The sequence below is a fragment of the Streptomyces sp. NPDC058469 genome, assembly GCF_042721125.1.
Taxonomy (GTDB): Bacteria; Actinomycetota; Actinomycetes; order Streptomycetales; family Streptomycetaceae; genus Streptomyces.
In genome coordinates, this window is sequence record NZ_JBHXME010000010.1 from 1 (window position 1) to 23,898 (window position 23,898).

Here is a 23,898-nt window from a genome sequence, read left to right on the forward strand (position 1 = left end):
TGGCCGACATGGCGGACGGTCATGTCGACAACGACGAGTTGATCGCCGGGATGTTCACCGAAGTGAAGGTCACGAAGTCGGACGGTGCCGGGGTCCGCCGGCCGGATCGGCGAAGTGCGCGACGACGTCGCCGAGCAGAACGCGCAGGGAAAACCCGTCCATCACCAGGTGGTGCCAGACGAAGAACAGCAGGCGCCGCTCGCGGCTCACGGTGATCAGCACGCAGCGGAACAGCGGCCCGTCGGGCACCTGGATCCCGGCCTCGATCTGCTCCTCGACGAGGGCGGCGAGACCAACCGGGCCCGGCGGACTGTCGCAGAGCAGGTGCTCGACCCTGATGGTGTGCCGGCCCGGCAGCAGCGCCGGAGCGCCGCCGCCGACGGCCAGCGCCGCGCCGATGCCCGGATGGTCAGCCAGCGCGCGTTCCACGGCCCGGCCGAGGTCCGCGCTGTCCACCGGTCCCCGGATCTCGTAGCCGATGTGCTCCCGGTAGAGCGTCGGATCTCCGGTGATCTGCTGTTGGGTCCAGATCGCCCGCTGCATCGGCGTCAGCGGCACGCCGTCCTCGGATGCGGAGAGCCGCACCGCGCTGGACGGATCGGCGACCAGCGCCACCAAGGCATCGTGGTGGTGACCCCACAAGCGGGTCAGCTCGACCTGGTCCCAGACACCGGCGTCGCCGGCCAGGTCCAGCCGCAGCTCGCGGGACGCCGCGTCGGCGATCACCTCGACCAGCAGCGGTTGGCTGGACTTATCCCACATGCGGGAACCGCCGATCCGCAGGCCGGTGTCGGCGAGCCGGTTGCGGACATGGAAGTGGACGTAGTTGAGGACGGTGTCGAACAGCGGCCGTCCGGCCATCTGGCGCAGCGCAGGATACGGGTAGCGCCGATGCGGGAGCATCGCCGTCTCGGCCTCGAAGAGTCTGCGGGCCAGCACAGCCCAGCTCGGCGCATCCAGGTCCGCGTCCATCGGCATGACGTTGAGGAACAGGCCCATCAGCCGATCGCTGTCGGCGGTCTCCGGGCGGCCGTTGAGCACGATCCCGGTCACCGGCCGCGCGGTGTCCCGATGCCGGCCGAGCGCCGCCAGGTGGGCGGCCAGCACCAGCGACTTCACCGGCAGGCGGAACTCGGCCGCGACCGCTTCGAGCCGCGAGCGCAGGCCGGCGGGCAGTTCCGCGCCGGCCCGGACCCGCTCGACGCTCCGCGAGTGCGGCTGCGCCGACGGCGGGGAGTCCGATCCGATCCGCGCCAGGCGCCCGCGCCAGAACTCGCGGCTGTCCTCCGACTCCGTGACGGCGGCCTGGAGCCGGGCGAACTCGGCATGCCGTCCGCCGTCCGCCCACGCGGGTCGCTGAGGCGGCGGGGCGCCGTCGCGAGCGCGGGCATAGGCGGTGAGCAGGTCGACCAGGAAGACGGACTCGCTCCAGCCGTCGATGATCGCGTGGTGGAAGCCGTAGACGAGCCAGAAGGACGCGTCGTCGACCACTGCCGCGTACACCCGCATCATCGGTCCGGCCTCGACGTCGAAGGGCCGGCCCGCCTCGGCGGCCAGTTCCTCCAACGCCGCGGTGAGCGTCGCGTCGGCGCGGTCGCGCCAGTCGAGCACGGTCAGCGGCAGCCGCGGTTCGCGTTCGACGAGCTGGCGGGGACCGGCCGGGTCGGCCAGATCCAGGCGGGTGCGCAGCGTCGGATGTGCCGCGGCGACGTGATGCAGTGCGGTCCGCAGCGCCTCCGGGTCCAGGGCGGTCTCGACGCGGTACGCGGCCACGTCGTGGTAGAGCGACTGATCCGGGCTGCCGGCGGCCTCGTAGACCAGGCCGAGTTGCAGGAGTGTCGCGGGATAGCTGCGCTCGACGTCGGCCGGCAGGTCGACGGACGGCTCAACGGCTGACGCGGCGCCGGCGGAGGCGGCGGCGAGGCCGTCGGATGCGATATCCCGGCGCCCGCCGCCGTCCGTGGCCGTGTCATCAGAGGCGCTGCCGGTCTCCGGGCCCCTGGGGCCGGCACCGCCCGAGCCCGGACACAGATCCCGGACGGTCGGCGTGGCGAACATGTCGGTCAGCGAGATCTCCAGACCGCGGTCTTCGGAGTCCGCGATCGCCCGGATCGCCAGGATGGAATCGCCGCCGAGGCCGAAGAAGTCGTCGTCCAGGCCGACTTCGGGCACGTCCAGGACCTGGGCCCAGATCTCGGCGAGCAGCCGCTGGTCCGCCGTCGGACCGGAGGCGGGCGCGACGGGAGCGGCAGTCGGTCCCGGCTTGGCGCCCGCGGCCAGGGCGGTACGGTCGATCTTCCCAGAGGGGCTCAGCGGCAACGCGTCCATCAGCGCGACCTTGGCCGGGATCTGGTGCGCGGGCAGGACGTCTGCCAGCAGCGTCCTGATCCGCTCCACCGTCAGCCCGCTTCCGGATCGCGGCACGGCGAACGCCGACAGGCGCTTGGCACCGTCCGCGTCGGAGACCACCACGACTGCGGCGTCGGCGACGTCGGCCAGAGACAGCAGCGCGTGCTCGGTCTCCCGCGGCTCGACCCGGAAGCCCCGGATCTTGACCTGGTCGTCCTGGCGGCCGAGGAACTCGACGGTTCCGTCGGGCCGCAGGCGGCCAAGGTCACCGGAGCGGTACATCCGGGCGCCCGGCGGGGCCGGCTCGGGCTCGGGCAGGAAGCTGCGCGCGGTCCGGGCGGGCCGGCCCAGATAGCCACGGGACACCCCGTCGCCGGCGATCCAGAGGGCGCCGACCTGGCCGGGTCCGACCGGCCGCAGCCGGTCGTCCAGCAGATGGATCCGGACGTTCCGCAGCGGAGTGCCGATCGGGACCGGGCCGCCCTCGGCGGGCGCGGTGCGGACCTGGTGGGTCAGTGCGAACGTGGTCGTCTCGGTGGGACCGTACCCATTGACCAGCACCGGTCCCCCGGTCCGGGCCGCGTACTCCAGGAACTGGGCCCCGCGCGCCGGAGACAGCACATCACCGCCGACGACCACCTCGGCCAGGCCGTCGAAGATGTCGGTCCGGCCGCGGACCAGCTCGTGGAAGAGCGCCGGGGTCAGGAACAGGGTGCTGACGCCGAACTCCTTGATCGTCGCGCCGAGTTCGTCGACGGCCTGATAGCTCGGAGCGGCGACCACGAGCCGGGCGCCGTGCAGCAGCGCACCCCAGATCTCGAACGTCGAGGCGTCGAAGGCCGTCGGCGACATCTGAAGGACGGTTTTGGCCGGGCCGAAGGCGACGTAGTCCTGGTCCAGCACCAGGTTCAGAACGCCCCGGTGGGTGACGACGACACCCTTGGGCCGCCCCGTCGAACCCGAGGTGTACATGACGTATGCGGCCGACAGCGGCCCGGCGGCGCCGGTCGCTGAGGCCGGTGCCGACGCCGAGCCCCGCGGCGGACCGTCGACCGCGACCGCGGCCAGCCCGGCCAGCGCCGGGTCGCGCCGGAGCCCGTCGGAGGTGAGGACCAGCGACGCGCCGCTGTCCGCCAGCAGAAGGCGAACGCGCTCGGCCGGGTACTCCGGCGAGACCGGCACGTACATCCCGCCGGCCTTCAGCACCGCCAGCATCGCGACGATCAGGTCGACCGAGCGTGGAAGGAACAGCGCGACCCGGGTCTCCGGCGCCAGGTCACGGTCGAACGATGCCGCCAGCACCTCGGCCCGCCGCCGTAACTCGACGTAGGTGACGCTCTCGTCGCGGTCCTGGAGCGCGACGCAGTCGGCGTGCGCGGCGGCGACCGCGTCGAAGCGGGCGGTGATCGTCGAGTGGACCGGGATACGGGCCATGTCCGATATATCCATGGGTAACCCTCGCAAGGCTCGATGGCGACAGCGCGCTCAGCCGGCTCGGCCGGCGGCGGATCGCAAGGCGGCGGCGCTGGGTGTCAGGCGGACCGGCAGTGCGGAATACCCGGCGACGAAGGCCGAATACACCGGCTGCGGCGGACCGTCGGGCGTCATCTGCTCGACCGCGTAGCGCATGCCCTCCAGCACCGCCGTCACCTCGATCCGGGCCAGGTGCGCGCCCAGACAGAAGTGCGGCCCGAACCCGAACGTCAGGTGCCGGTTGGGGCGGCGCGCCGGATCGAAGTGCCCGGGGTCGGCGAACTCGCGCTCGTCCCGGTTCGCCGACCGCGGCCACAGGGTGACGATGTCTCCGGGCCGGATTCGCCGACCGTGCAGGTCGATCTCGGCGACGGCGGTGCGCGCCAGGTGGACCACCGGCGTGGTCCAGCGCAGAACCTCCTCGACCGTGGACCCGATCTCGACCTCGCCGTCCCGCACCCCTTTCCACAGCGCTGGATCGGAGGCCAGCGCGAGGACCCCGCCGACGATCGACATCCGGGTCGTCACGTCGCCGCCGAGGATGAGGCTGTAGCAGTTGAGGACAATTTCGTCGCGGGTCAGTGGGACGCCGTCCAGCGCTCCCTCGGTCAGCACCCGCAGCATGCCGCTCGGCTCGTTCCGGGCCAGCCGCGAGAAGTACAGGAGGATTTCGGCCTGCGCCAGCCGCGACGCGTCCCGCACGGGTGTGGCCAGGTCCGAGCCGAGCGCTGCCGTGGTCCGTTCGCCCACGTGTTCACGGTCCGTCTCCGGGACCCCGAGCAGGTCGCAGATCGCCGCCAGCGGGATCTTCGCGGCGATGTCCGCCGCCACGTCGCAGTGTCCGTCCAGTGCGGCCCGGATCCACAGGTCACGTGCGACCCGACGGATCCGCTCGGCGAGGGACTCGAGCGCGGCCGGCATGAACCCGGACTTCATGAGACCGCGCAGCGCGGCGTGGCGCGGCGGGTCGCTGACCACGAGCATGCGGTCCCCGCCGGGATCGCCACCGTCCAGCAGTGTCTCCAGCATGTTGCCGCGCGCCGAGGACAGCCGGGCCGTGTCCCGGGCCAGGGCCGCGACGTCGGCGTGCCGGCCAGCCACCCAGAAGCCCTGTCCGCCGGCGCCGGGCGGCTCGTGCCAGGCCAGCGGACGATCCCGACGCAACTCGGCGAAGTAGGGGTCCAGCTCGCCGGTGACGAAGGCACGCGGCTGTGTCAGGTCGAGCCCCGCGCCGGTTCCAGATTCCGCGGCGGATGCGACGGCCGCAGCCGAACCGGACCCGACGGTCGCGGCGACCTGGTCCGCGCCGACCGTCTCTCCCGCCGCGGCTGACCCGCCTGCCCCGGCCGCCCCGTGTGCGATGGTCATACCGTCCCCGTGGTTCCTGTCCGCGTAGCCGCGATCGCCTCCCGGACGGACCGCGGCCGGATGTCCGGCCAGTGCTCCTCGACCCAGCGCTCGCAGGCGTCGACGCCGCCGACGAACCCCGTCTCCCGCCAGCCGGCCGGGGCCCGGAAGTCCTCGGGGACGATGGCGTGCTGTTCCTCGTCGTTGACCAGGACCCGCATCCGCTGATCGTCGGTCCGTGTGTCGGTCATCGTTCTCCAATCGTCAGGTCGACAGGTCGGCGAGGATCCCGCGCAGACCGACCGGGGCCTGCTGCTGGAGGAAGTGGCCGCCGGGCAGGGAGACGGCCTGGAAGGCGCCTGTGGTCCAGTCGGCCCAGGCCGCCGATTCGGCCGCGCTCACCTGCCGGTCGCCGATGCCGTGCACCGCGAGCACCGGACAGCGGACGCGGTGCGGCTTGGCGTACGCGATGTGGTCGTCACCGATCGCGAGATCCGCCCGCACGATCGGCAACAGGGCCTCCCGCAGCGCCGGATGCTCGAACACCTCCAGGTCGGCGCCGCCGAGCTCGTGCAGCCGGGCGAGCAGATCGTCGTCCGACTGCTGGTGCCACCAGTCCCGGCCGGGCTGGCCGGCGACCGCATCCGGCGGACCACCGATGTCGCCCAGCGCCCGTACCGACACCACGACCAGCGCCCGAGGCGTGATCCCGGCTGCCTCCAGGGCCGCGGTGAACTCCTGGGCCACGTAGCCGCCCAGGCTCTGCCCCAACACCAGCGGCGGTCGTCCGTCGTCCACGGCGAGGAAGTCGGCGAACGCGGCGGCGGCCAGGTCGGCCACCGAGGCGGCGAACGGCTCCCGCGAGCGCGATCCCCGGCCCGGGTACTGCATGACCAACGGCCGCCACTCGGGCTCGAGTTCCGCGATCCACTCCCGCATCGAGTGCGCCGCGCCGCCGGCGAAGGGGAACATCAGCACACGGGGCTGGTCCGGCGCGGCCACGTCGTCCGGACTCCACCAGTTCGTGGTGATCATCGCCATCGGGTCAGCCCCCCGCCTTGGCGCCGCGGGCCCCGCCCAGCCGACGCAGCGGCCGCCATGTGACCGCCGCGAGCAGCAGCAGCGCGGTCCCGCTGACCACGAACGGCGTCCAGACCTCGGTCTGCCCGGCGACCAGGCCGGCGCAGACCGCGCCCAGCGGCGCGCCCCCGGTGCCGATCAGCCGGTAGACACCGTTGATGCGGCCGATCACCTCTCGCGCGACCGTCGTCTGGCGGAACGCGACGGTGAGCGCCTGGTACACCACCGCGGCCAGGTTGAGGGCGAAGAAGCCCGCCACCCCGGCCACCAGGTTGTGCACCAGGCCCATGAGCAGACAGGCTGCGCCGAGCGCGGCCAGGGCCGTGGACACCACCGGGAACGTCCCGAACCGCTCCCGCAGCCGGGAGGCGGTCAGCCCGCCGACCAGCCCGCCGAGCGCGGCGACGGCGAGGAAGAACCCGTACGCCGTCTCGCCCAGGTCCAGGACTTCCAGGACGTAGAGCACAAGGATCGCGCTGACCCCCGCGAAGAAGAAGTTGAGCCACCCGAGCATCACGGCCAGCAGCATCAGCAGCCGGTCGCCGCGCAGGTAGCGGAATCCGTCCCGGACCATCTCGCCCCAGCCCGGCGGCTTCGGGGCCGAGCCGGTGCCGGTGCCGTCTGCAGGTTTCGCCGCGGGCTTCGCGGCGGTAGCGGACAGCGAGTGCACGGTCAGCAGGACCATGACGCCGATCGCGAACGACGCGGCGTCCAGGAGGAACGGCAGCGCCGCGGACACCGCGAACAACAGACCGCCCAGTGGCTGCCCGACGGTGTCCAGGAAGATCAGTTGCACGGCCTGGAGCCGGCCGTTGGCCGATGTCAGCCGCGCCTCGGGCACCACCTCCGGCAGGTAGGCCTGCGCGGTGATGCCGAACGCTGTCTCGCCGACGCCCAGCAGGAAGGCAGCCGCGTACAGCACGGCCAGGTCGGCGGACTCGGTCCAGATCAGGAGGGTGAGCAGCCCGACGATCACCGCGCGCCCCACGTCCAGCCACACCATCAGGGCCCGGCGCGGCCAGCGGTCGGCGGCCACCCCGGCCAGCGGCGACAGCAGCATCGGCACGGTGCCGGCCACGGTGACCAGCGCGAGCAGCACAGGCTTGGTGGTGTAAGTGACCGCCAGCAGCGGTAACGCGGTGGCCCGCAGGCCGTCGCCCAGCGCTGACACGCCCGCTGCCGTGATCAGCCGGTTTCCGCCGCCCCAACCGCGCGCCTGTTCCAGCACGACAGTGTCCGCGGGCGAACCCGCCGCGTCGCCCACCTTGCTCACCGCGTCCTCCTCGGCAGTCTCCGGACCGTCACTGGGGCGGCATCTGGCCGCATCAGACCTCCCAAAGGGTCACGGCCCAAGCCGCCACCTGACTGTTATTGAGGACCAGCACGAGGTCGCCCCGCGCCAGGTCGCCGCCCGCGAGCAGATCGCGCAGGTTGAGCACCACATCCATGGCTCCGAGGTGGCCATAGCGACGCAGGTTCGCGCGGCAGACGTCGTGGATGTCCAGGGAGAGCAGGCTTTCATAGAAGTCGAAGGCGCCCGCCGTGACGTTCTGCATCAAGGTCGCCGCGACCCGGTCGGCGTCGACGCCGGCGTCGACGAGGACCTGGTCGACCAGCCGCTTGAGTCTGTCCCGGCTGTGCAGCGCGAGCTTGAACTGGTACTCGTCGACGTTGTCGCAGACCTCGCGCCACTCGTAGGCCGGGCCGGCCTTGTAGTCCACCCGGAACAGGTCGTGGAACTGCCCGTCCATCTCGGCGCGGTGCGCCCGCAACACCGGGCGCTCGCCGGGCACGAGCGTCATCGCGCACGCGCCGTCGCCGACGACGGTGACCGGGAAGCGGACCCGGTCCGGTCCGGTCGGCCTGCTGGCGTGCGCGATCACCACCGACGATCGGGAAGGGTCGGCGCGCAGCAGGTCGGCGCCCAGCGCCCAGGCCGCACTGGACCCGACGCAGCCCAGGCCGTCGACCGTGAAGCCGAAGGCGCGGCGCAGTCCCGCGGCGGCCTGTACGGCGGCGACGTCGGATCCCAGCAGCACATCCGGTGACCTCGGTGCGGCCAGCACCAGCACGTCCGGGTCGGCCCCGGTGTCCGCGACCAGCGTCCGGACCGCCCGGGCAGCCAGGACGCGGGCCTCCTCGTCCAGCACGCCGACGGTCTGGATGCCCGTGCGCTCCACGAACTCCCGCTGGCCGCTGTCCAGTTGCTCGGCCTCGGCCAGTTCGGCGGGGGTGACGAAGCGGTCAGGCAGCAGAATGCCGATCTCGCCGATGCCGATGGGGGTGTCCATCACACGACCTTCCTTCCGAGCGCCGCACCGACGGCGTGGCGCGGGAAGTCCTCGTGCCCGATGACGCCCGCCAGCACTTCCCGGTACGTCCCGCCCTCGGTGTCGGCCAGCCACCGGATGCTGCGGGCCAGCGCCGGGCCGTCCACGGCGGAGCTCAGTCCGCTTCGGGTCAGCCAGCCCTTCCACGCCTCCGCCTCGACCCGGACCAGGTCGCCCAGTTCCTCAGTGAAGCCGAGCAGCGCGACCGGGGCGAGTACGTCGTCGCCGGCGTCCAGTGCCCGCTCGCGGACCAGTTGCTGCCACCGTGCGGGCGGAAGCGGCGCGGTCTGCAGCCCCGCTGCGGACAACTCCGCGAAGAGGCCACGTATGGACAACGGCTCGTGGTGGACCAGGTGTTGGGCCCGGCCCACGGCGCCGGGCTCGGTCAGCCCGGCCACGATCGCCTTGGCCACCACGTCCACCGGGGCCGAGTACAGCAGCCGGTCGTCGGCCGGGTGCGCGCCGACGGCCAGGCTGGCGACGATCAGCCGCCACGTCATGTCCTTGGGATTGCAGGCACCGCTGCGCGAGTCGCCGAGGATCAGCCCCGGTCGCCAGATCCGGATCCGCATCCCGTCCCGTTCGGCGCGCTCGGCCAGCCGTTCGCTGACCCATTTGCCGGTGCCGTATCCGCCGGCCCGGTCGGCCAGCGGCTGTGCGCGGGTCTCGGCGATCGACATGTCGGGGCCGGTCGGCGAGCACGCCGCCAGCGAAGAGATGTAGCCGAAGTCCTGGACCCCGTTCTCCCGGGCCCACCGCAGCAGGTCGGCGGTGGCCACCGCGTTGCCGGCGCGCAACGTCCGGTAGGTCTCGGTGAAGACGACGCTCGCCGCGCAGTGCAGGATCTGGCCGACGGCCTGCCCGAGCCCGCCGTCGGACCCGCGGCCAGGCCTGTCCAGTGCCCGCCGAACGTCGGTCAGGTCACCGGGCACCATCCGGACCTGCTCCGGGTCCGGCGCGGGCAGGCCGTAGGCGGCGGCCGCGGCCCGGACCCGCTGCCAGGCGTGTGCCTCGTCGCGGGCGCGCACCAGGCAGCGGATGTCGTCGTGGCCTGCGAACTGCGCTTCGTGCAGAAGAAAGGCGCCGACGTAGCCGGTCGCACCGGTCAGCAGCACCGCGCGGCGCGGATCCGGCCGGGTCGGGCGCGCCGTGCCCAGCGGCAGGTCGAGGTCGGCGTCGACCAGTGCGCCCTCGGCGTCGGCGGAGCCGTAGGCGGCGGAGCCGAGCCCGCGCGCGCGAAGTACGGAGGCGATGCGACGCACCGTCGTCCGGGTTCCGCCGACGCGGTGCAGGTTCACCTGGAAGCCGTCGTGGCGCTGCGCGATCTCCAGCGCCATCCGGGTCGCGGTGAGGGAGGTCCCGCCGAGAGCGGAAAACTCGTCCGTCACGCCCACCGGGGCGAAGCCGAACATCTCCTGCCACAGCCCGACCAGATCGGCTTCGACATCGTCGGCCGCGGGCACGGCGGACGGCAGGTGTTCGGGGCGGGTTCCGTCCGCTGCGGCCGGGGCGCCTTCGACAGAGCTGCGGGGCACAGGCGCCCCGCCGGCGGCGAAGACGTGCCGGATGCGGTCGAGGGCCCAGAACCGACGCCTCTGGAACGGATAGGTCGGCAGCGGCACGCGCCGGGCACCGGCCACAGCCGGTGTCGACGTCGCCCAGTCGACGTCGACGCCGTCGAGCCTCGCGGCGGTCAGGGCCGCGTCGACGAGGTCGGCGATCTCGTCGTCGTTCGCGTCGGCCGCCGACTGGGTGACGTGGCAGTGTGCGGCGGCCGCGCCGGGGCCGACGACGATCACGAACGCGCGCTCGGAAGGCGGCATCTGCTCGGCGGCCTCGACCGCGACGGTCGCCGGACATCCCAGCGCCCGGGCCACGGCGTCGGCGATCAGCGTCGGCCGAGTGCCGTCGGCGGTCCGGACGACCAGGGCCGAGTGCGGTTCGACCAGCGCGGTCCGCGCCGCAGGCGGCCGGGGGACGCGGAGCGCGGCGACGAGTGCCGGCCGGTCGCCGTGCACCACCCGGCGATGCGCGAAGTGCCGCCGCCCTACGCGCAGGGTGTGTGCGACGTCCCGGAGCCGGTGCCGGCCGGCCGCCAACTCGTCCGCCAGCTCGCGGGAGGCCGCGTCCAGGGCGGCCCGGGTGCGCGCCGACAGGATCAGCCGAACCGGTGGCTCGACCGTATCGGCCGCGTCCGACGGGTCGGTCCGGACCGCCCCTGGCGCCGGCTCCAGCACCACGGCGACGTTGGTGCCCCCCTGCCCCATCGAGTGGACCAGCACGGCCCTGTCGCCGACCGCGTTCCGCCGGGCCACGGTGTCCAGGACGAACGGGCTCTCGGCCAGCAGGCCCGGATCGCGAGGGGTGCGCAGGTGTGGAAGCGGCGGGATCTCGCCGGTCTGCACGATGTGCAAGGCCTTGATCATGCTGACGATCCCGGCCGCCGAGCCGCAGTGGCCGATGTTCGCCTTGACCGAGCCCAGGCCGCAGAACCCGGTGCGCGCGGTGGTCTGGCGCAGCCCGCGGGTCAGGCCGAGGAGTTCCACCTGGTCACCCAGCGGCGTGCCGGAACCATGCGCCTCGACGTAGATCAGGCGGTCGGCCGGGACGTCGGCGGTGCGCAGCGCGGTCGACACCACGTCGGCCACCCCGGCCGGACTGGGCGCCGTGAACCCCGGCCGGTCGGGGCCGTCGTTGTTGACCGCGCTGCCCTTGACGACCGCGAGCACGGGGTCGCCGTCGGCGAGCGCGTCTGCCAATCGGCGGAGCACCACGACGCCCACCGCAGCGCCGGCCACGGTGCCGGTCGAGGCTGCGTCGAAGCTGCGGCACTGGCCGTCGTCCGACATGATCCCGGCCGGGTCGCGCCGGTGGCCGTCGGGCGGGTGCACCGTCGAGGTTCCGCCGGCCAGCGCCAGGTCGCAGTCCCCGGCGAGCAGCGCGTTCACCGCTTGGTGCACCGCGGTCAGCGACGACGAGCAGGCCGTCTGGACCGAGATCGCCGGGCCGCGCAGACCGAGGCGGTAGGCGACGGTTGCGGGGAGGAAGTCGGGGAGGCTCCCGCGGCGGATGTCCCCGTCGGAGAAGGCCGAGAACCCGGTCTTCATCGCCCGCGCGAGGTACTGGGCCATCGCGTAGGTGCTGAAACTCGCCCCGGCATAGACGCCGGTGACCAGTTGTTCGCGGCTCCGGCCGGCGTGCCCGGCTGCCTCCAGCGCCTCCCAGCAGGCTTCGAGGAACAGTCGCTGCTGTGGATCGGTGACCTCGGCCTCGGCCGGAGTGATGCCGAAGAAATCGGCCGCGAACAGGTCGTAGCCGGGCAGCGGCGTACCGGACCGGATGTAGTCCGGCGCGGCGATCATGTCCTCGCTCACTCCGGCCGTACGGAGTTCGTCGTCGTCGAGTTCCCGTACGGAGACCCGTCCTTCCTGGACGTTCTGCCAGAACCCCGCCGGCACCCAGGCGTCCGGGAACCGGCCCGCGACGCCGATCACGGCGATGTCGGTTGATGAAGTCATCGCTCTCGCACCCCGTTGTCTTGACTTGTCCCCGCTCGCACCCGGCTCCGCCGGGCCGCCAGGCTGTCGCGCCGCCCCATCGTGGTGGGTCGCCCACCGTCGGCCTGAAGGTCGCCCCGGGCCAGCAGGGCGGCCTGCGCCCGCACGGTGACGTGCGAGAACAAGTCACCGACGGCCACCTCCCGGGCACCCAGTCCGCGAAGCCGCTCCAGGAGCGCGATCAGCAACAGCGAGTTGCCACCGGCTTCGAAGAACGGCTGGTCGAGCCCTACATCCGTCCGGTCCAACAGTGCACACCAGATGGCGCGGACCCTTTGCTCCAGACCGGATTCACCGACGGCCGGGCCGCACACCCCGGCCGGCACGGATGTCCGGTGCTCTCCCACGGGCACCGCGCCCGGTCCGCCGGCCAGCAGGGCCCGCAGAGCCGCCCGGTCCACCTTGCCGGTCCGGGCCAGGGGCATTTTCGGGACGGGAACCAGGAGTTCGGGAACCAGGTGGCTGGGCTGTGCCGAGCGCAGCCGGTCGAGCACGTGCCGGCCGGCTGCGACGTCGGGCCCGCCGTCCGCCCCGGATCCCGGCTCGCCGGCCCGGCCGCCGTCCAGCACGGCGAAGGCGACCAACCGGCCCTCGTGGCCCAGCACTTCGGCCTGCCGTACCTCCGGCAGGGCCAGCAGCGCGGCGCGGACCTCGCCCGGCTCGACCCGGAAGCCCCGGATCTTGACCTGGTCGTCCACGCGTCCGTGCAGGCGGATGGTGCCGTCGGCCGACCGGACCGCCACGTCGCCGGTCCGGTACATGGGTCCGGCCCCGACGTCGGCGGCCAGGAGGCGGTAGGCACGCGCCGTCTCGGTGGGGCGGCGCAAGTAGCCGGCTGTCACCTGCGGGCCGCCGATCCAGAGCATCCCGGCTTCGCCGTCCGGCAGCGGACGCAGGGCCTCGTCCAGGACCAGGACCCTGACGTCCGGCAGCGGCCGGCCCACCGGAGGCGCCTCGGGAACGCGCGGGTCCAGCACGTGGGTCACGGCGCCGATGGTGGTTTCGGTCGGGCCGTAGTGGTTGATCGTCAGCGTGCCCGGCGGGCGCGCCGCGGCCAGCTCCCCGACCAGCGTGGCGGTGATCGGCTCGCCGCCGAGCACCAGCACGTCCGCATCGCGCAGCGCGGCGCCGAACGGGGTGTTGAGCAGCCGCGCCGCATGCGAGGGCGTGAGCTTGACGACCTCGATCCGCTGCCGTCGGACCAGGTCGGCCAGCAGGCGGCCGTCGAGGCACTCGGCGTCATCGGCGATGACCGTGGACCCGCCGGTGGCGATCGGGGCGAGTACCACGGTGCCGGAGAAGTCGGTGTCGGCGGTGCTGGCCAGCAGGTGCCGGGTGCCAACCAGGCGGGGGTACGTCCCGTGCATGGCCGCGATGTACGACGTCAGGTTTCCGTGGGTGACCACGACGCCCTTGGGGTTGCCGGTGGTTCCCGAGGTGAACAGGACCGCGGCCGGATCCGCCCCGGTGACCGACGGCGGCGCGAGCGCCGGCCCGCTCAGGCCGGTGATGTCGATGGCCGCCAGGCCGTCGACGGCGGCGCGGGCGCCGTCGTCGACGAGGACCACGCGGGCTCGGACCTCCTGGGCGATGTACGTCAGCCGGGGCGGCGGGACGTCGGCGGAGACCGGCGTGTAGGCGGCTCCGGCGCGCAGCACGCCCAGCCAGCCGGCCACCATCCCGGCACCGCGGGCGGCCACGACCGGTACCACGTCACCGGGGCCGATCCCGGCCGCCCGCAGCCGCGTGGCCACGCCCCAGGCCCAGGCGTCGAGCTCGGCGCGGGTGAGCTCGGTGTCGCGGTGGATCAGCACCGTGCCGTCCGGGGCCCCGGGCAGCGCGTCGAGCGCCACCGGCAGGGCCGGGCCGGTCTCGGGAAGCCCGAGCCCGGCGGTCGGGTCGGTGACCAGGTCGGTCAGCGCACCGCCGAGGTCGGTGGCGATCCGGGTGGCGGTGGCCGCGTCGAACAGCGCGGTCACGTAGCCCAGAGCGAGGTCCAGCCCGGCGCCGGTGGTCCGGGCGTCGACGACGAGTTCGTACTTGGCCCGTGCGAACCCGGTGGGCAGCCAGCGGGCCGAGACGTCGGGGCCGAGATCCATCGGCGGCAGGACGCCGTCGGACAGCGAGATCTCGACCGGGGTCAGCGGCGGCCGGCTCAGGTCCCGCTCCGGTTGGAGCCGGGCCACCACGTCGTCGAACGGCACGTCGGCGTGCCGGTACGCGGTCAGCGCCGAGGTCCGCACCCGGGCCAGGGCGTCGGTCCAGGTCTGCGCGCCCCTCAGGTCCGCCCGGATGGCCAGGGTGTTGACCAGCATCCCGATCGCCTCGGCGCGGTCCGCGTCCTCCCGGCCGGCCCAGGGCGAGGCGAGGAGGAAGTCGCGTTGTCCGGAGCGGCGCGCCAGGGCGACCGCCACCGCCGCCGTCAGCACCATGAACACGCTCACGTCGTGGTCGGCGGCAAAGCCCGCGATCCGGGCGGCCACCGCGGCGTCCAGCGGCACCGGACAGGAAGCAGCGGCGGTGTCGGCGGTCTGCGACCGCAGCCGGTCGTGCGGCAGCAGCACGTCGGTCGGCGCGCCGCGCAGCGACGCGACCAGGTCGTCGGTGCGCTCTCGGGTCGTCGCCGGCAGCGCCGGCAGCCGGGTCGGGGTCGGCGCCGCGTCCGGCGTACCGGACCGACGGGCCCGGTACGTGGCGGCGATCTCCCCGAGCAGCAAGCGATGCGACACCCCGTCCACGGCGATGTGGTGCGCGCACAGCACCAGGAGCGTCCGGGTCCCGTGGGTAATCACCTCGGCCCGCACCGGTGCCTGGTCGCGGAGGTCGAACGGGTCGCCGCACAAGACGTCGAGGTGGGCGGCGAGCGCCGCGTCATCCAGGCCGGCGGCATCGAGGCGGCCGACCTCGGGCGGGGGCCCGAGCCGGCCTTCGACGGCGCGGCCGTCGGCGGCCAGCCGGAAGCGGGCGCGCAGCATGGGATGCCGTTCCAGCACCCGCCGCACCACCGAGCACACCGTCTCCGGATCCACCGGTCCGGTCAGCTCCAGCACGCCGGGAATCAGGTACGCGGTCTGATAGGAGGGGACCTGGTTGAGGATCCAGAGCCGCCGCTGGGCGCTGCCGGCCGGGAATGTGTCACCGGCTGCGTCGGAGTGTCCGGCGTCCGGCGGAGCGGCCAGGGACGATGCGATTCCCGGTGCCGCGGCCTCGGGTGACGGGGACGCCGCGGCGGCCAGCACCTTGGCGAACCCGCCGACCGTCGGGTCGGCGAGGAAGTCGCGCAGTGCCAGAGCGGGGCGGTCCGGGGTCTGGGCCTCGGTGATCATCCGCGCGGCGACCATCGACGTGCCGCCGAGGGCGAAGAAGTCGGCGTCCGCAGCGAAGTCAGCGGTCTCCTCGTTCCGGCCCAGGGCTTGAGCGAAGAGCCGCACGGACAGACAGTGGTCGGCGGAGCGGTCCGCCGGGTCCGGCCCGTTCTCATCGGCCGCTGCGGCCAGTTCCTGCCACGGGGCCGAGCGCAGCGCAGCGACGTCGAGCTTCCCGTGCGCGGAGCGGGGCATGGTCGCGACGACCCGGACCGACGCGGGGACGACGGCAGCGGGCAGCCATCGGCGCAGGGCGGTGCGGATCTGCCCGGCGGTCGGTGGGGCGGACCCGTCGACCTCGACGTAGCCGACGAGCCGGTCGTGGTCGGCCTCGCGGTCGGCGAGCACCGCCGCGCTGCGCACGCCCGGCACCGCCTCCAGGATCGCCTGGACCTCGCCGAGTTCGACGCGGTTGCCGTTCACCTTGACCTGCTGGTCGGCACGGCCCCGGTATTCGAGGCCGCCGTCCGGCCGCAGGACCGCCAGGTCGCGGGTGGCGAACATGCGGGCGCCGGGGATCTCGGACCAGGGGTCGGGGAGAAAGCGCCGCGCCGTCAGGGAGGGGCTGCCGACGTATCCGCCGGCGACCCCGGCGCCGGCGATGTAGAGCTCACCGACGGCTCCGTCCGGCACCGGTTCCAGGTGCGGGCCGAGCAGGTAGACCCGCGTGTTGGGGACCGGCGTCCCGATGCCGGTCAGCTCCGGGTCGGTGTCCGGGTCGGCCGTGTGCGTCGTGGTGATCGCAGGGGCCTCGGTGACGCCCCAGACGTTGGTGACGCGGCAGCCGAGCTTGGCGCGGACCTCGCGGACCCGGCCGCCCGTGAGCACCTCGCCGCCCATGACGACGTGCCGCACCCGGCCGGAGGCGGGGGCGACATCGGCCAGCGCGGCATGCACGGCACTGGGGGTCCCGAACAGCGCGCTCACGCCGGGCTCGGCGGTCAGCAGCGGAGCCAGCAGTGCCGGGTCGCGGCGCTGCGCGTCGGTCGCCAGGACGAGGTCCGTGCCGGACACCAGCGCCGCGGCCACGTCGGCGTTGCCGGCGTCGAAGGACACGGAGGCAGCCGACAGGACGCGGTCGCCGCGCTCGAACGGGAACAGCCAGCACCAGCGCAGCGCCGCCTGGAGCAGGGTCCCGTGATCGATGACCACACCCTTGGGCCGACCGGTGCTGCCGGAGGTGTAGAGGACGCACGCCGGGTCGCGCTCGGTCAGCTCGGGGCCGGCGGCACACGTGTCGGCCGATCCGGTGCCCGCGGCGGGCTCCGGGTCCACCGACGGAACCGGCATCGGCAGATCGTCGATGCTGAGCACTGTCACGCTGGAGTGGAAGGCCGTCGTCAGCGCGCCCGGGGACGCGTCGACCAGCGCCACCCGCGCCTTGCTGTCGGCGGCCAGATAGGCGATCCGCTCGTCCGGCAGGTCGATGTCGATCGGCAGGTAGGCGGCCCCGGCGCGGAGCACGCCGAGCCAGCCGGCGACCATGGCGGCGCCCCGGCCGGACGCGACGGGCACGATGTCGCCGCGCCCGACGCCGACGTCTCGCAGAGCGTCGGCGACCTCCCGGGCCCAGACGTCGATCCGGCTGTAGGGCGTGAACCGGCCGTCGCAGGTGATGCCCGCGGTCGCCGGGGCGGTCGCCAGCTGCGCGACGATCAGTTCGAGCAGTTGCGTACGGGAGTCCGGTGCGCCTGGCGTCACAGACCCGTCCCGCCGCCGACCGGATCCAGGGGCACACCGAACAGCCGGCGAGTGGCGCCCAACGACGCGGCCACCTTCTCGTAGGCGTTCTCCGGGTCGGCGAACGGGCCGACCACCACCGCGACCAGCGCGTCGTCGGACCGCCGGGCGCTGCTCACCTCGGCGGCGAAGGCCGCCATGTCGCTAACCCCGGTGCCGGGCGGCAGGTGCTCGTGCCAGCGGCCGTTGGAGTCGGAGAAGTTGACGGTGTCCAGTCTGCCCTTCAGGAGTCTGATGCCACTCGGGTGGATCGCGCGGACCACCAGGTGAGAGGTGTCGACGTTCGCCGACAGTACCGGCGAGGCCACATCGTCCAGCATCTGCACGAGGGAGTACGTGTCGTTGATGTACGCGTTCTCCAGCGCCTCCGGCTCAAGGCTCACCATGATCGAGTACTGCTCCGCGTAGTCGCACAGGCGGCGCATGTTCTCGACGACCAGACTCCACTGCAGCTCGTTCGACCAGTTGCCCTTCCAGACCCACTCTCCCAGCAGGACCTTCACCCGGCGCGCGCCGACTCCTCGGGCGAAGTCCACCTGGGCCTTGGCCCATTCCAGGTTGAAGTCGCGGACCGCGTCGCGTGGGTCGGCCAGCCCGAAGGCGGGACAGGCGACCAGGTGGATCGGGATGCCGGCCTTGTCGGTATCGTCACGCAGTTGGCGGATCCTCTCCTCGGGGAGTCCGTACGCCTCTTCGACGACGCTGAGCCACTCCGCGCCGGCCTCCGCCGCCGCGCGCCACGCGTCGATACCGGTGTACGGCGAGCCCAGGTACGCCTGGTCGACGACCAGGCCCACGCTGGCCTTCCAGGGCTCGGCAATCACCTCGGGGACTGTCTCAGCACCCTGGTCGACGGTCTGCTCGGTCATCGGAGTCCTTCCTTCCCCGTGGCCGCCACGCGGCCACGAACCATGGTCACGAGATCCATCCGCGGCCCGATCAGCGTTCCCTGAGATCCGCCGTCGCGGCGGGGAGACAGCGGCAGCCGGGACACCGGAACACCCGGGTCGGCCAGGGCGGCATCCAACAGAGTGGTGAAGTCGTCATGCAGTGCCGCGACCGTCTGCCGCGGATAGACTGCCGGGTCGAACTCGATCACCCCGGTCGGTCGGCCGCTGCCCGCGGCGACCAGCACGGTGAGGTCGAACGCCGCCTTGCCGAGCGGCGGGACGGGCAACTCACGCCACGGGCCCACGGATTCGACCGGCCCGGTCGGCAGCACACTGAACGCGAGCTGCGTCAGCGGCCGGCCGACGCGGCTCACGGAAAGACCCCGGACCAGGCGGTCGAACGGCGTTGCCTGGCACCGCATGCCCTCGGTGAACTCCTCGCGGACCACGGCGCAGAGCTCCGCGAAACTCGCGGACGCCCGGACCCGGCAGCGCAGCGGCACCGTGTTCAGGAAGTAGCCGACGGTCCGGTCCAGTTCGGCGCCGGAGCGCTGGGTCAGCGTGGTGCCGATCAGGAACCGCTCCTGGCCGGACCAACGCCGCACAGTCTCCTGGAAGGCCGCAAACGCCAGGAGGAACGGCGTCACCCGCAGCTCCCGGGCCCGACGCGGCAACAGTTCGCCGACGCTCTGCGGGAACACCAGGTCGATCAGCCCGCGCTCGCTGTCCGGTCCGGTCGGCGCGGCGTCGCCGGGCGGCGGCGCGCCGAGCCGCAGCTGGTTCGGATAACGGCGCAGGTCCGCGATCCGCTCCGACTCCGTCCGGCGCGCCTGATCGGTGTCGAGCGCTTCCCTCTCCCAGGCCGCGAAGTCCGCGAACTGGAGCGGGACCTCGGGAAGCCGAACGTCGGCCCCGGCCTCGACGGCGTCGTAGGCCGTGGCCAGGTCCTCGACCAGAATCGCCAGGGACCACTGGTCGATGGCGATGTGGTGGACACAGAGCAGTACCGCGTCGCCGGAGGCCGGTCCCCGCCACAGGACGCAACGGAGCGGCGGCGCGTCCTCCAGGTCGAAGAAGGCGGCGGACCGGGCCCGGGCGTCGCGCAGTACGAAACTCTCGGCATCAGGGCGGTCGCGCACATCGACCACCTCGACGTCGATCGGGACGGGATCCCCGATCTGCTGTACCGGCCCGCCGTCCCGCACGGGGAAGGTGGTGCGGAGCATCTCGTGACGCGCTGCGACCGCGGTCAGGGCGGCGCGCAGGGTGCCGACGTCGATACCCTGCGGTCGCTGTATCAGCGTGGGTATGTGATAGGTCGTCGCCTCCGGATCGGCGGCCCGCAGGAACCACAGCGACTCCTGGGCCGACGACAGCGGCGCCGTCCTGGCCGCGCGACGCGTCGGTACCGGCCCGAACTCGCCCCTCACCGTGCGGCGTCGGTCGGGTCGAGGAGGCTTCGGCTCAGGTCTCTGAGACTGTCTGCGAACAGGATCTCCGCCGGGTTCAACAGGACGTCGGACACCAGTGCCTTGCGCAGCCGACTCGCCGCCTGCAACGCCAGGATGGAGGTGCCGCCGAGGTCGAGGAAGTTGTCCTCGGGCTTGACCTGCGGGAGGTGGAGCACGCCGGCCACGACCTCGCACAGGAGGGCGCAGAGTTCTGACTCCGGCTCGGTGAGATCTGTCGTGACGTCGGCTGCGGTCGCGATCGCGGACTCCGGGAGCTCGGCCAGCAGCCCGGTCCGGTCCACCTTCCCGGTGGAGTTGATCGGAAGCGTGGGGTACAGCCGCCACCGGTGGGGGACCATGTACTCGGGCAGGGTCTGACTCAAAGCCTTGATGAGACCGGCGATCAGATCGGTGGGACCGGCCTCGGCGGTGGGCGCCGCGAAGCCCACCAGGTGCGCCTCCGGTCCCTCGCCCACCCGCTCCACGACCACGGCTGCCACCAGACCGGTGCGCAGCGCGGCCGCCTCGACCTCGCCGAGTTCCACCCGGAAGCCGCGCACCTTGACCTGGCGGTCGACACGGCCCTGGAAGTCGAACGTGCCGTCCGGGAGCAACCGACCCAGGTCACCGGTCCGGTACACCCGCTCGCCGTCCGCCAGGACCACGAAGCGCTCCGCCGTCAGCTCCTGCAGGCCGAGGTAGCCCAGCGCGACCTGGGGCCCGCCGATGCAGATCTCGCCGACCTCGCCGGACGGCACCGGTCGCAGGTCCGCGTCACGCAGCGACAGTGTCGTCGACTGGACCGCCTTGCCGATCGGGACCCGCTGGGGGTCGCGCAACTCCTCGCCTCGGCACACGTGCGAACTGGCGAAGGTGGCCGTCTCCGTCGGGCCGTAGACGTGCACGAGCTCGCGCGGCGGCTCCGCCGCGCAGATCGCACGCAGCGCGCCTGGGTCCACGACGTCTCCGCCGAAGATCACCGACCTCACTGAGGCGAAGGCCCCGGGATTCTCCAGGACGATCATCTCCAGCAGCGCCGTGGTCAGGAACAGGACGTCGATCCGCTCCCCGGCCAGCACCTCGGCCCAGTCCGCGATCGGGATGTCGACGGCATCCGGCAGGACCACCGCGGTCCCGCCGCCGGCCAGGGTGGTCCAGACCTCGAAAAGGATGATGTCGAAGGCCGGATTCCCCAGGCACGCGACCCTCAGGCCCGGTTCGAAGCGGATGTAGTCCGGTGCGGTGGCGAACCTCTCGACGGCGCGGTGCGGAATCATGACGCCCTTCGGGCGGCCCGTCGAGCCCGAGGTGAAGCCGATGTAGAAGACGGATTCCGGGTCGGGGAAGGTGTCCGGGGCCGGGGTGCCCGGGTCCCGGTCCGGCAGACCGGTGACCACCGCTGTCCGTGTCGGGGGCAGAGCGGGCAGCGGATCCGGCGCGGCCAGGATCACGGCGGGCTCGGCATCGGCGAGGATGCCTTCCACCCGCTCGGGCGGGGCCATCGGGTCCAGCGGGACGTAGGCGGCTCCAGCACGGATCACACCGAGCACCGCGACCACGAAATCGACCGAGCGCCCGAGGGCCAGCGCGACACGGTCACCGGCACCGATCCCGCGGCTGGCCAGATCGCCGGCGAGCCACCCGGCCCGCTCCCAGAGTTCGGCATAGCTGAGAGCCGCGCCGGCGACGTCACAGACCGCCAGGGCGTCCGGATGGGCAGCCACCCGCTCCTGGATCAGAGTGCTGATCCCACGCGGAGACCAGAGGCCGCCGGACAGGTCAGAAGCATGAGCAGAAGTCATCGTTACCACTCCCCGTTGCCACTCCCCGCGCTGTGGGCCGGCTCCGCCGAGCAGCCTCCGAGCGCGTCGAGATCAGTGATTCATCGCGAAGATCCTGATCCGACATCGTTCGTGAAGACGATGAGGTCCGTCGTTGTCGATCCGCCCGCCCCACCCTCCTGCGAACACCTGAGTCGCGTGGTTCACAACCATGCTCGTCCCGGCCACGGCGGCACCAGGAAACTCGGGCGGCAAACTCAGCCGGCCGGAAGGCCGAATTCCCGCCCATGCCGCGTCGAACGTGCCTGTCAGTTGCCGTGTCCATGCCTGGTGCACCCAATCCGGCACGGGCATCATCGGGCTGCATGGGGAACGAACCGCCGCTGACGCGACTGCTCGCCAGACGGTCTGCACCACCGGGACCCGCGCAGGCACCGACCGGGCAGAAGCGGCTGAACGTGGTCGTGTCGGGGACCGAGTCCGATGCGCACACCTGGAACCTGGTCTTCCTCCAGTTGCTGCTCGAGGAATCGGGGCATCACGTCCGCAATCTCGGTCCGTGCGTTCCCGCGACGGTTCTCGCGGAGGAGTGCTCACGGCTCCGTCCCGACCTGCTCGTCCTCGGGACCGTCAACGGTCACGGGACGGAGGACGCGCTGACAGCCATCAAGCAGTTGCGGGCACCGGGCGCGCCCGTCGGGATGCCTGTCGTCATCGGCGGCAAACTCAGCACCTCCGGCCGAGACCGACAGGACGTCGAGCGCCTGCTGTCCGCCGGGTTCGACGCGGTGTACTCCGACGACCCGGACGTGATCAGCGAGTTCACTTCCTTCGTCTGCACGCTGGCCGCCGGGAAGGTCTGATGGTCCGCGCCGGCCGGCCCTCCGCCCTGTCTTCGTTCGGCGCGTACGTCGCGGCTGCACACGCCGCCGGCCGGCTCGTGGTCCAGCCGAGAACGGGATTCAGCGATCCGGTCGAGATGCGAGCCGCGCTGCTGGCCACGAAGTCTGCGGCGGCGACGACAGCGGGCACGATCACCGTCGACAGCTACACGCGGCTGGGCCAGCACGAAGCCGCACGGAAGGCACTGGAGAACGGTGCCCTGCTCAACGGATACCCGATCGTGCTGCACGGACCGGCGACGACGGAGTCCGTCCTGCACGGTGTCATGGCCCCGGATTTCCCGGTCCAGATCCGCCACGGCGCACCCGACCCCCGTGCGATCGTGTCCACACTGATCGCCGCCGGGCTCGACGCGACCGAGGGCGGCCCGGTCTCCTACTGCCTGCCGTACAGCAGGACGCCACTCGACGCCTCCGTCACCGCCTGGTCGGCAGCCTGCCGGGAGCTTGCCGCACTGGCCGAGACCGGTCGAAGGCCGCATCTGGAGACCTTCGGCGGCTGCATGCTCGGCCAGCTGTGTCCGCCGAGCATGCTGGTGGCGCTCAGTGTCCTGGAGGCGTGCTTCTTCCGCCAGCACGGCATCACGGATGTCTCCTTGAGCTACGCCCAGCAGACGAGCCCGGATCAGGACTTCGAGGCCGTCAACGCTCTGGTGCGCATCGCCGAGGAGCGCCTGGGCGACATCGATCGGCACATCGTGGTGTACGCGTACATGGGCGTCTACCCGCAGACGGCAACCGGTGCGCGCCTGCTGCTGCGTGAGGCGGTCCGGCTGGCGGTGCGGACCGGGTCGGCGCGGCTCATCGTCAAGACGGCTGTGGAGGCATCGCGGATCCCCACGGTCGCCGAGAACGTCGACGCACTCGAAATCGCCGCGGCCCATGCCGAGGACCTGCGGCGCGACACGTCGAGCCACGGTGGCGTCGTGCCCGCCGAGAGCACCGTCGAGCGAGAGGCGCGGGCCTTGGTGGACGCGGTGCTGGAACTTGATCCTGACGTCGGCCGAGCGCTGCTCACCGCATTCCGTCGCGGATACCTGGACATTCCGTTCTGCCTGCATCCTGACAACGCCGGACGTACACGCGCTGCCATCGACTCCGACGGTCGTCTGCGATGGACCGCTCTGGGCGCACTTCCGATCGGCGATATCGCCGACATCAACGGTGCTCGTCCCCTGCATTCGGCGGAACTCATGACCGCGCTCACGTATGTGCGGCGCCGATACGACGGGGAATCGCCGCGAGAGCCGACTCCCCCGATTCCGTCCGGTCGTGCGCGCCCGCCGGCACAAAACTGGATTACACCAGACCAAACCAACTGCTACCCGCCTAGAACACGTGCCGACATATTCACACTCCCGCCACACGACGCCATGTGATCAACGTCATATCGGGGCCCTCGCCGCCATCCGGTCGTTGATTACCGAATGAAGTCATCCCTGACGGGAGAGTGTCGAAGGGGTGGTCGAGTGGGCGCCGAGCTTTGCTAACGCCCGGTGAGCAAGGTCCCGCCGAGGGTTGACGCCTGGGGTGCAGACGGGAAGCCTGGATAGCATGCCTGTTCGTGATCAGCACGTTTGCGAAGCGACATGCCGGGGGCCTGTGAGTACTTCTGATTCTCGATGTTGGATGG

Annotated in this window: 13 protein-coding genes; 2 read left to right on the forward strand and 11 right to left on the reverse strand. The window is 72.5% G+C overall.

All coding sequences use genetic code 11. From position 1 onward, the window contains the following. Positions 1 to 69 precede the first annotated feature (69 nt). From ACFWP5_RS08035 to ACFWP5_RS08085, 11 genes are read right to left on the reverse strand one after another with little or no spacing between them, the layout of a single operon-like run. Complete coding sequence (locus tag ACFWP5_RS08035) at positions 70 to 3,798, reverse strand: amino acid adenylation domain-containing protein (RefSeq protein WP_384152009.1); 3,729 nt, start codon at positions 3,796 to 3,798, stop codon at positions 70 to 72. A 36-nt stretch (positions 3,799 to 3,834) separates the two neighbouring features. Then, positions 3,835 to 5,190, reverse strand: coding sequence for a cytochrome P450 (locus ACFWP5_RS08040; RefSeq protein ID WP_384152012.1), 1,356 nt, complete (start codon positions 5,188 to 5,190; stop codon positions 3,835 to 3,837). After that, positions 5,187 to 5,420, reverse strand: coding sequence for an MbtH family protein (locus tag ACFWP5_RS08045; protein WP_384152015.1), 234 nt, complete (start codon positions 5,418 to 5,420; stop codon positions 5,187 to 5,189). Before ACFWP5_RS08045 ends, ACFWP5_RS08040 begins: the two co-directional genes overlap by 4 nt. Positions 5,421 to 5,433: 13 nt before the next feature. After that, positions 5,434 to 6,210: a thioesterase II family protein gene (locus ACFWP5_RS08050; RefSeq protein ID WP_384152018.1), complete on the reverse strand. Its 777-nt coding sequence runs from the start codon at positions 6,208 to 6,210 to the stop codon at positions 5,434 to 5,436. Positions 6,211 to 6,214: 4 nt separating this feature from the next. Further along, positions 6,215 to 7,522: an MFS transporter gene (locus ACFWP5_RS08055; protein WP_384152021.1), complete on the reverse strand. Its 1,308-nt coding sequence runs from the start codon at positions 7,520 to 7,522 to the stop codon at positions 6,215 to 6,217. 52 nt (positions 7,523 to 7,574) lie between these two features. Next, complete coding sequence (locus tag ACFWP5_RS08060; protein WP_384152269.1) at positions 7,575 to 8,540, reverse strand: 3-oxoacyl-ACP synthase; 966 nt, start codon at positions 8,538 to 8,540, stop codon at positions 7,575 to 7,577. Next, on the reverse strand, positions 8,540 to 12,097 hold the full coding sequence (locus ACFWP5_RS08065; protein WP_384152024.1) for a beta-ketoacyl synthase N-terminal-like domain-containing protein: 3,558 nt from the start codon (positions 12,095 to 12,097) through the stop codon (positions 8,540 to 8,542). The genes ACFWP5_RS08060 and ACFWP5_RS08065 overlap by 1 nt, the downstream gene beginning before the upstream one ends. Then, complete coding sequence (locus ACFWP5_RS08070; protein ID WP_384152027.1) at positions 12,094 to 17,202, reverse strand: amino acid adenylation domain-containing protein; 5,109 nt, start codon at positions 17,200 to 17,202, stop codon at positions 12,094 to 12,096. The genes ACFWP5_RS08065 and ACFWP5_RS08070 overlap by 4 nt, the downstream gene beginning before the upstream one ends. Beyond that, positions 17,199 to 18,110, reverse strand: a complete 912-nt coding sequence (locus ACFWP5_RS08075) for a sugar phosphate isomerase/epimerase family protein (RefSeq protein ID WP_384152030.1) — start codon at positions 18,108 to 18,110, stop codon at positions 17,199 to 17,201. Before ACFWP5_RS08075 ends, ACFWP5_RS08070 begins: the two co-directional genes overlap by 4 nt. Then, positions 18,107 to 19,561, reverse strand: a complete 1,455-nt coding sequence (locus tag ACFWP5_RS08080; RefSeq protein ID WP_384152033.1) for a condensation domain-containing protein — start codon at positions 19,559 to 19,561, stop codon at positions 18,107 to 18,109. The genes ACFWP5_RS08075 and ACFWP5_RS08080 overlap by 4 nt, the downstream gene beginning before the upstream one ends. After that, on the reverse strand, positions 19,558 to 21,384 hold the full coding sequence (locus ACFWP5_RS08085) for a non-ribosomal peptide synthetase (RefSeq protein WP_384152036.1): 1,827 nt from the start codon (positions 21,382 to 21,384) through the stop codon (positions 19,558 to 19,560). The genes ACFWP5_RS08080 and ACFWP5_RS08085 overlap by 4 nt, the downstream gene beginning before the upstream one ends. Before the next feature lie 344 nt (positions 21,385 to 21,728). Here ACFWP5_RS08085 and ACFWP5_RS08090 point away from each other — a divergent pair, with 344 nt between their 5' ends. Both ACFWP5_RS08090 and ACFWP5_RS08095 read left to right on the forward strand, forming a co-directional pair. Then, positions 21,729 to 22,226, forward strand: coding sequence for a cobalamin B12-binding domain-containing protein (locus ACFWP5_RS08090; protein WP_384152039.1), 498 nt, complete (start codon positions 21,729 to 21,731; stop codon positions 22,224 to 22,226). Further along, the gene (locus ACFWP5_RS08095) at positions 22,226 to 23,644 is read left to right on the forward strand and encodes a methylaspartate mutase (RefSeq protein ID WP_384152041.1); all 1,419 of its coding nucleotides are present in this window, start codon (positions 22,226 to 22,228) and stop codon (positions 23,642 to 23,644) included. The genes ACFWP5_RS08090 and ACFWP5_RS08095 overlap by 1 nt, the downstream gene beginning before the upstream one ends. Positions 23,645 to 23,898: the final 254 nt, after the last annotated feature.

Excerpts from the sequence above, each read along its gene's own strand:
- ACFWP5_RS08035 (WP_384152009.1), bottom strand. The coding sequence starts at position 3,798 with ATGGATATATCGGACATGGCCCGTATCCCGGTCCACTCGACGATCACC.
- ACFWP5_RS08040 (WP_384152012.1), bottom strand. The coding sequence starts at position 5,190 with ATGACCATCGCACACGGGGCGGCCGGGGCAGGCGGGTCAGCCGCGGCG.
- ACFWP5_RS08045 (WP_384152015.1), bottom strand. The coding sequence starts at position 5,420 with ATGACCGACACACGGACCGACGATCAGCGGATGCGGGTCCTGGTCAAC.
- ACFWP5_RS08050 (WP_384152018.1), bottom strand. The coding sequence starts at position 6,210 with ATGGCGATGATCACCACGAACTGGTGGAGTCCGGACGACGTGGCCGCG.
- ACFWP5_RS08060 (WP_384152269.1), bottom strand. The coding sequence starts at position 8,540 with ATGGACACCCCCATCGGCATCGGCGAGATCGGCATTCTGCTGCCTGAC.
- ACFWP5_RS08065 (WP_384152024.1), bottom strand. The coding sequence starts at position 12,097 with ATGACTTCATCAACCGACATCGCCGTGATCGGCGTCGCGGGCCGGTTC.
- ACFWP5_RS08075 (WP_384152030.1), bottom strand. The coding sequence starts at position 18,110 with ATGACCGAGCAGACCGTCGACCAGGGTGCTGAGACAGTCCCCGAGGTG.
- ACFWP5_RS08085 (WP_384152036.1), bottom strand. The coding sequence starts at position 21,384 with ATGACTTCTGCTCATGCTTCTGACCTGTCCGGCGGCCTCTGGTCTCCG.
- ACFWP5_RS08090 (WP_384152039.1), top strand. The coding sequence starts at position 21,729 with ATGGGGAACGAACCGCCGCTGACGCGACTGCTCGCCAGACGGTCTGCA.
- ACFWP5_RS08095 (WP_384152041.1), top strand. The coding sequence starts at position 22,226 with ATGGTCCGCGCCGGCCGGCCCTCCGCCCTGTCTTCGTTCGGCGCGTAC.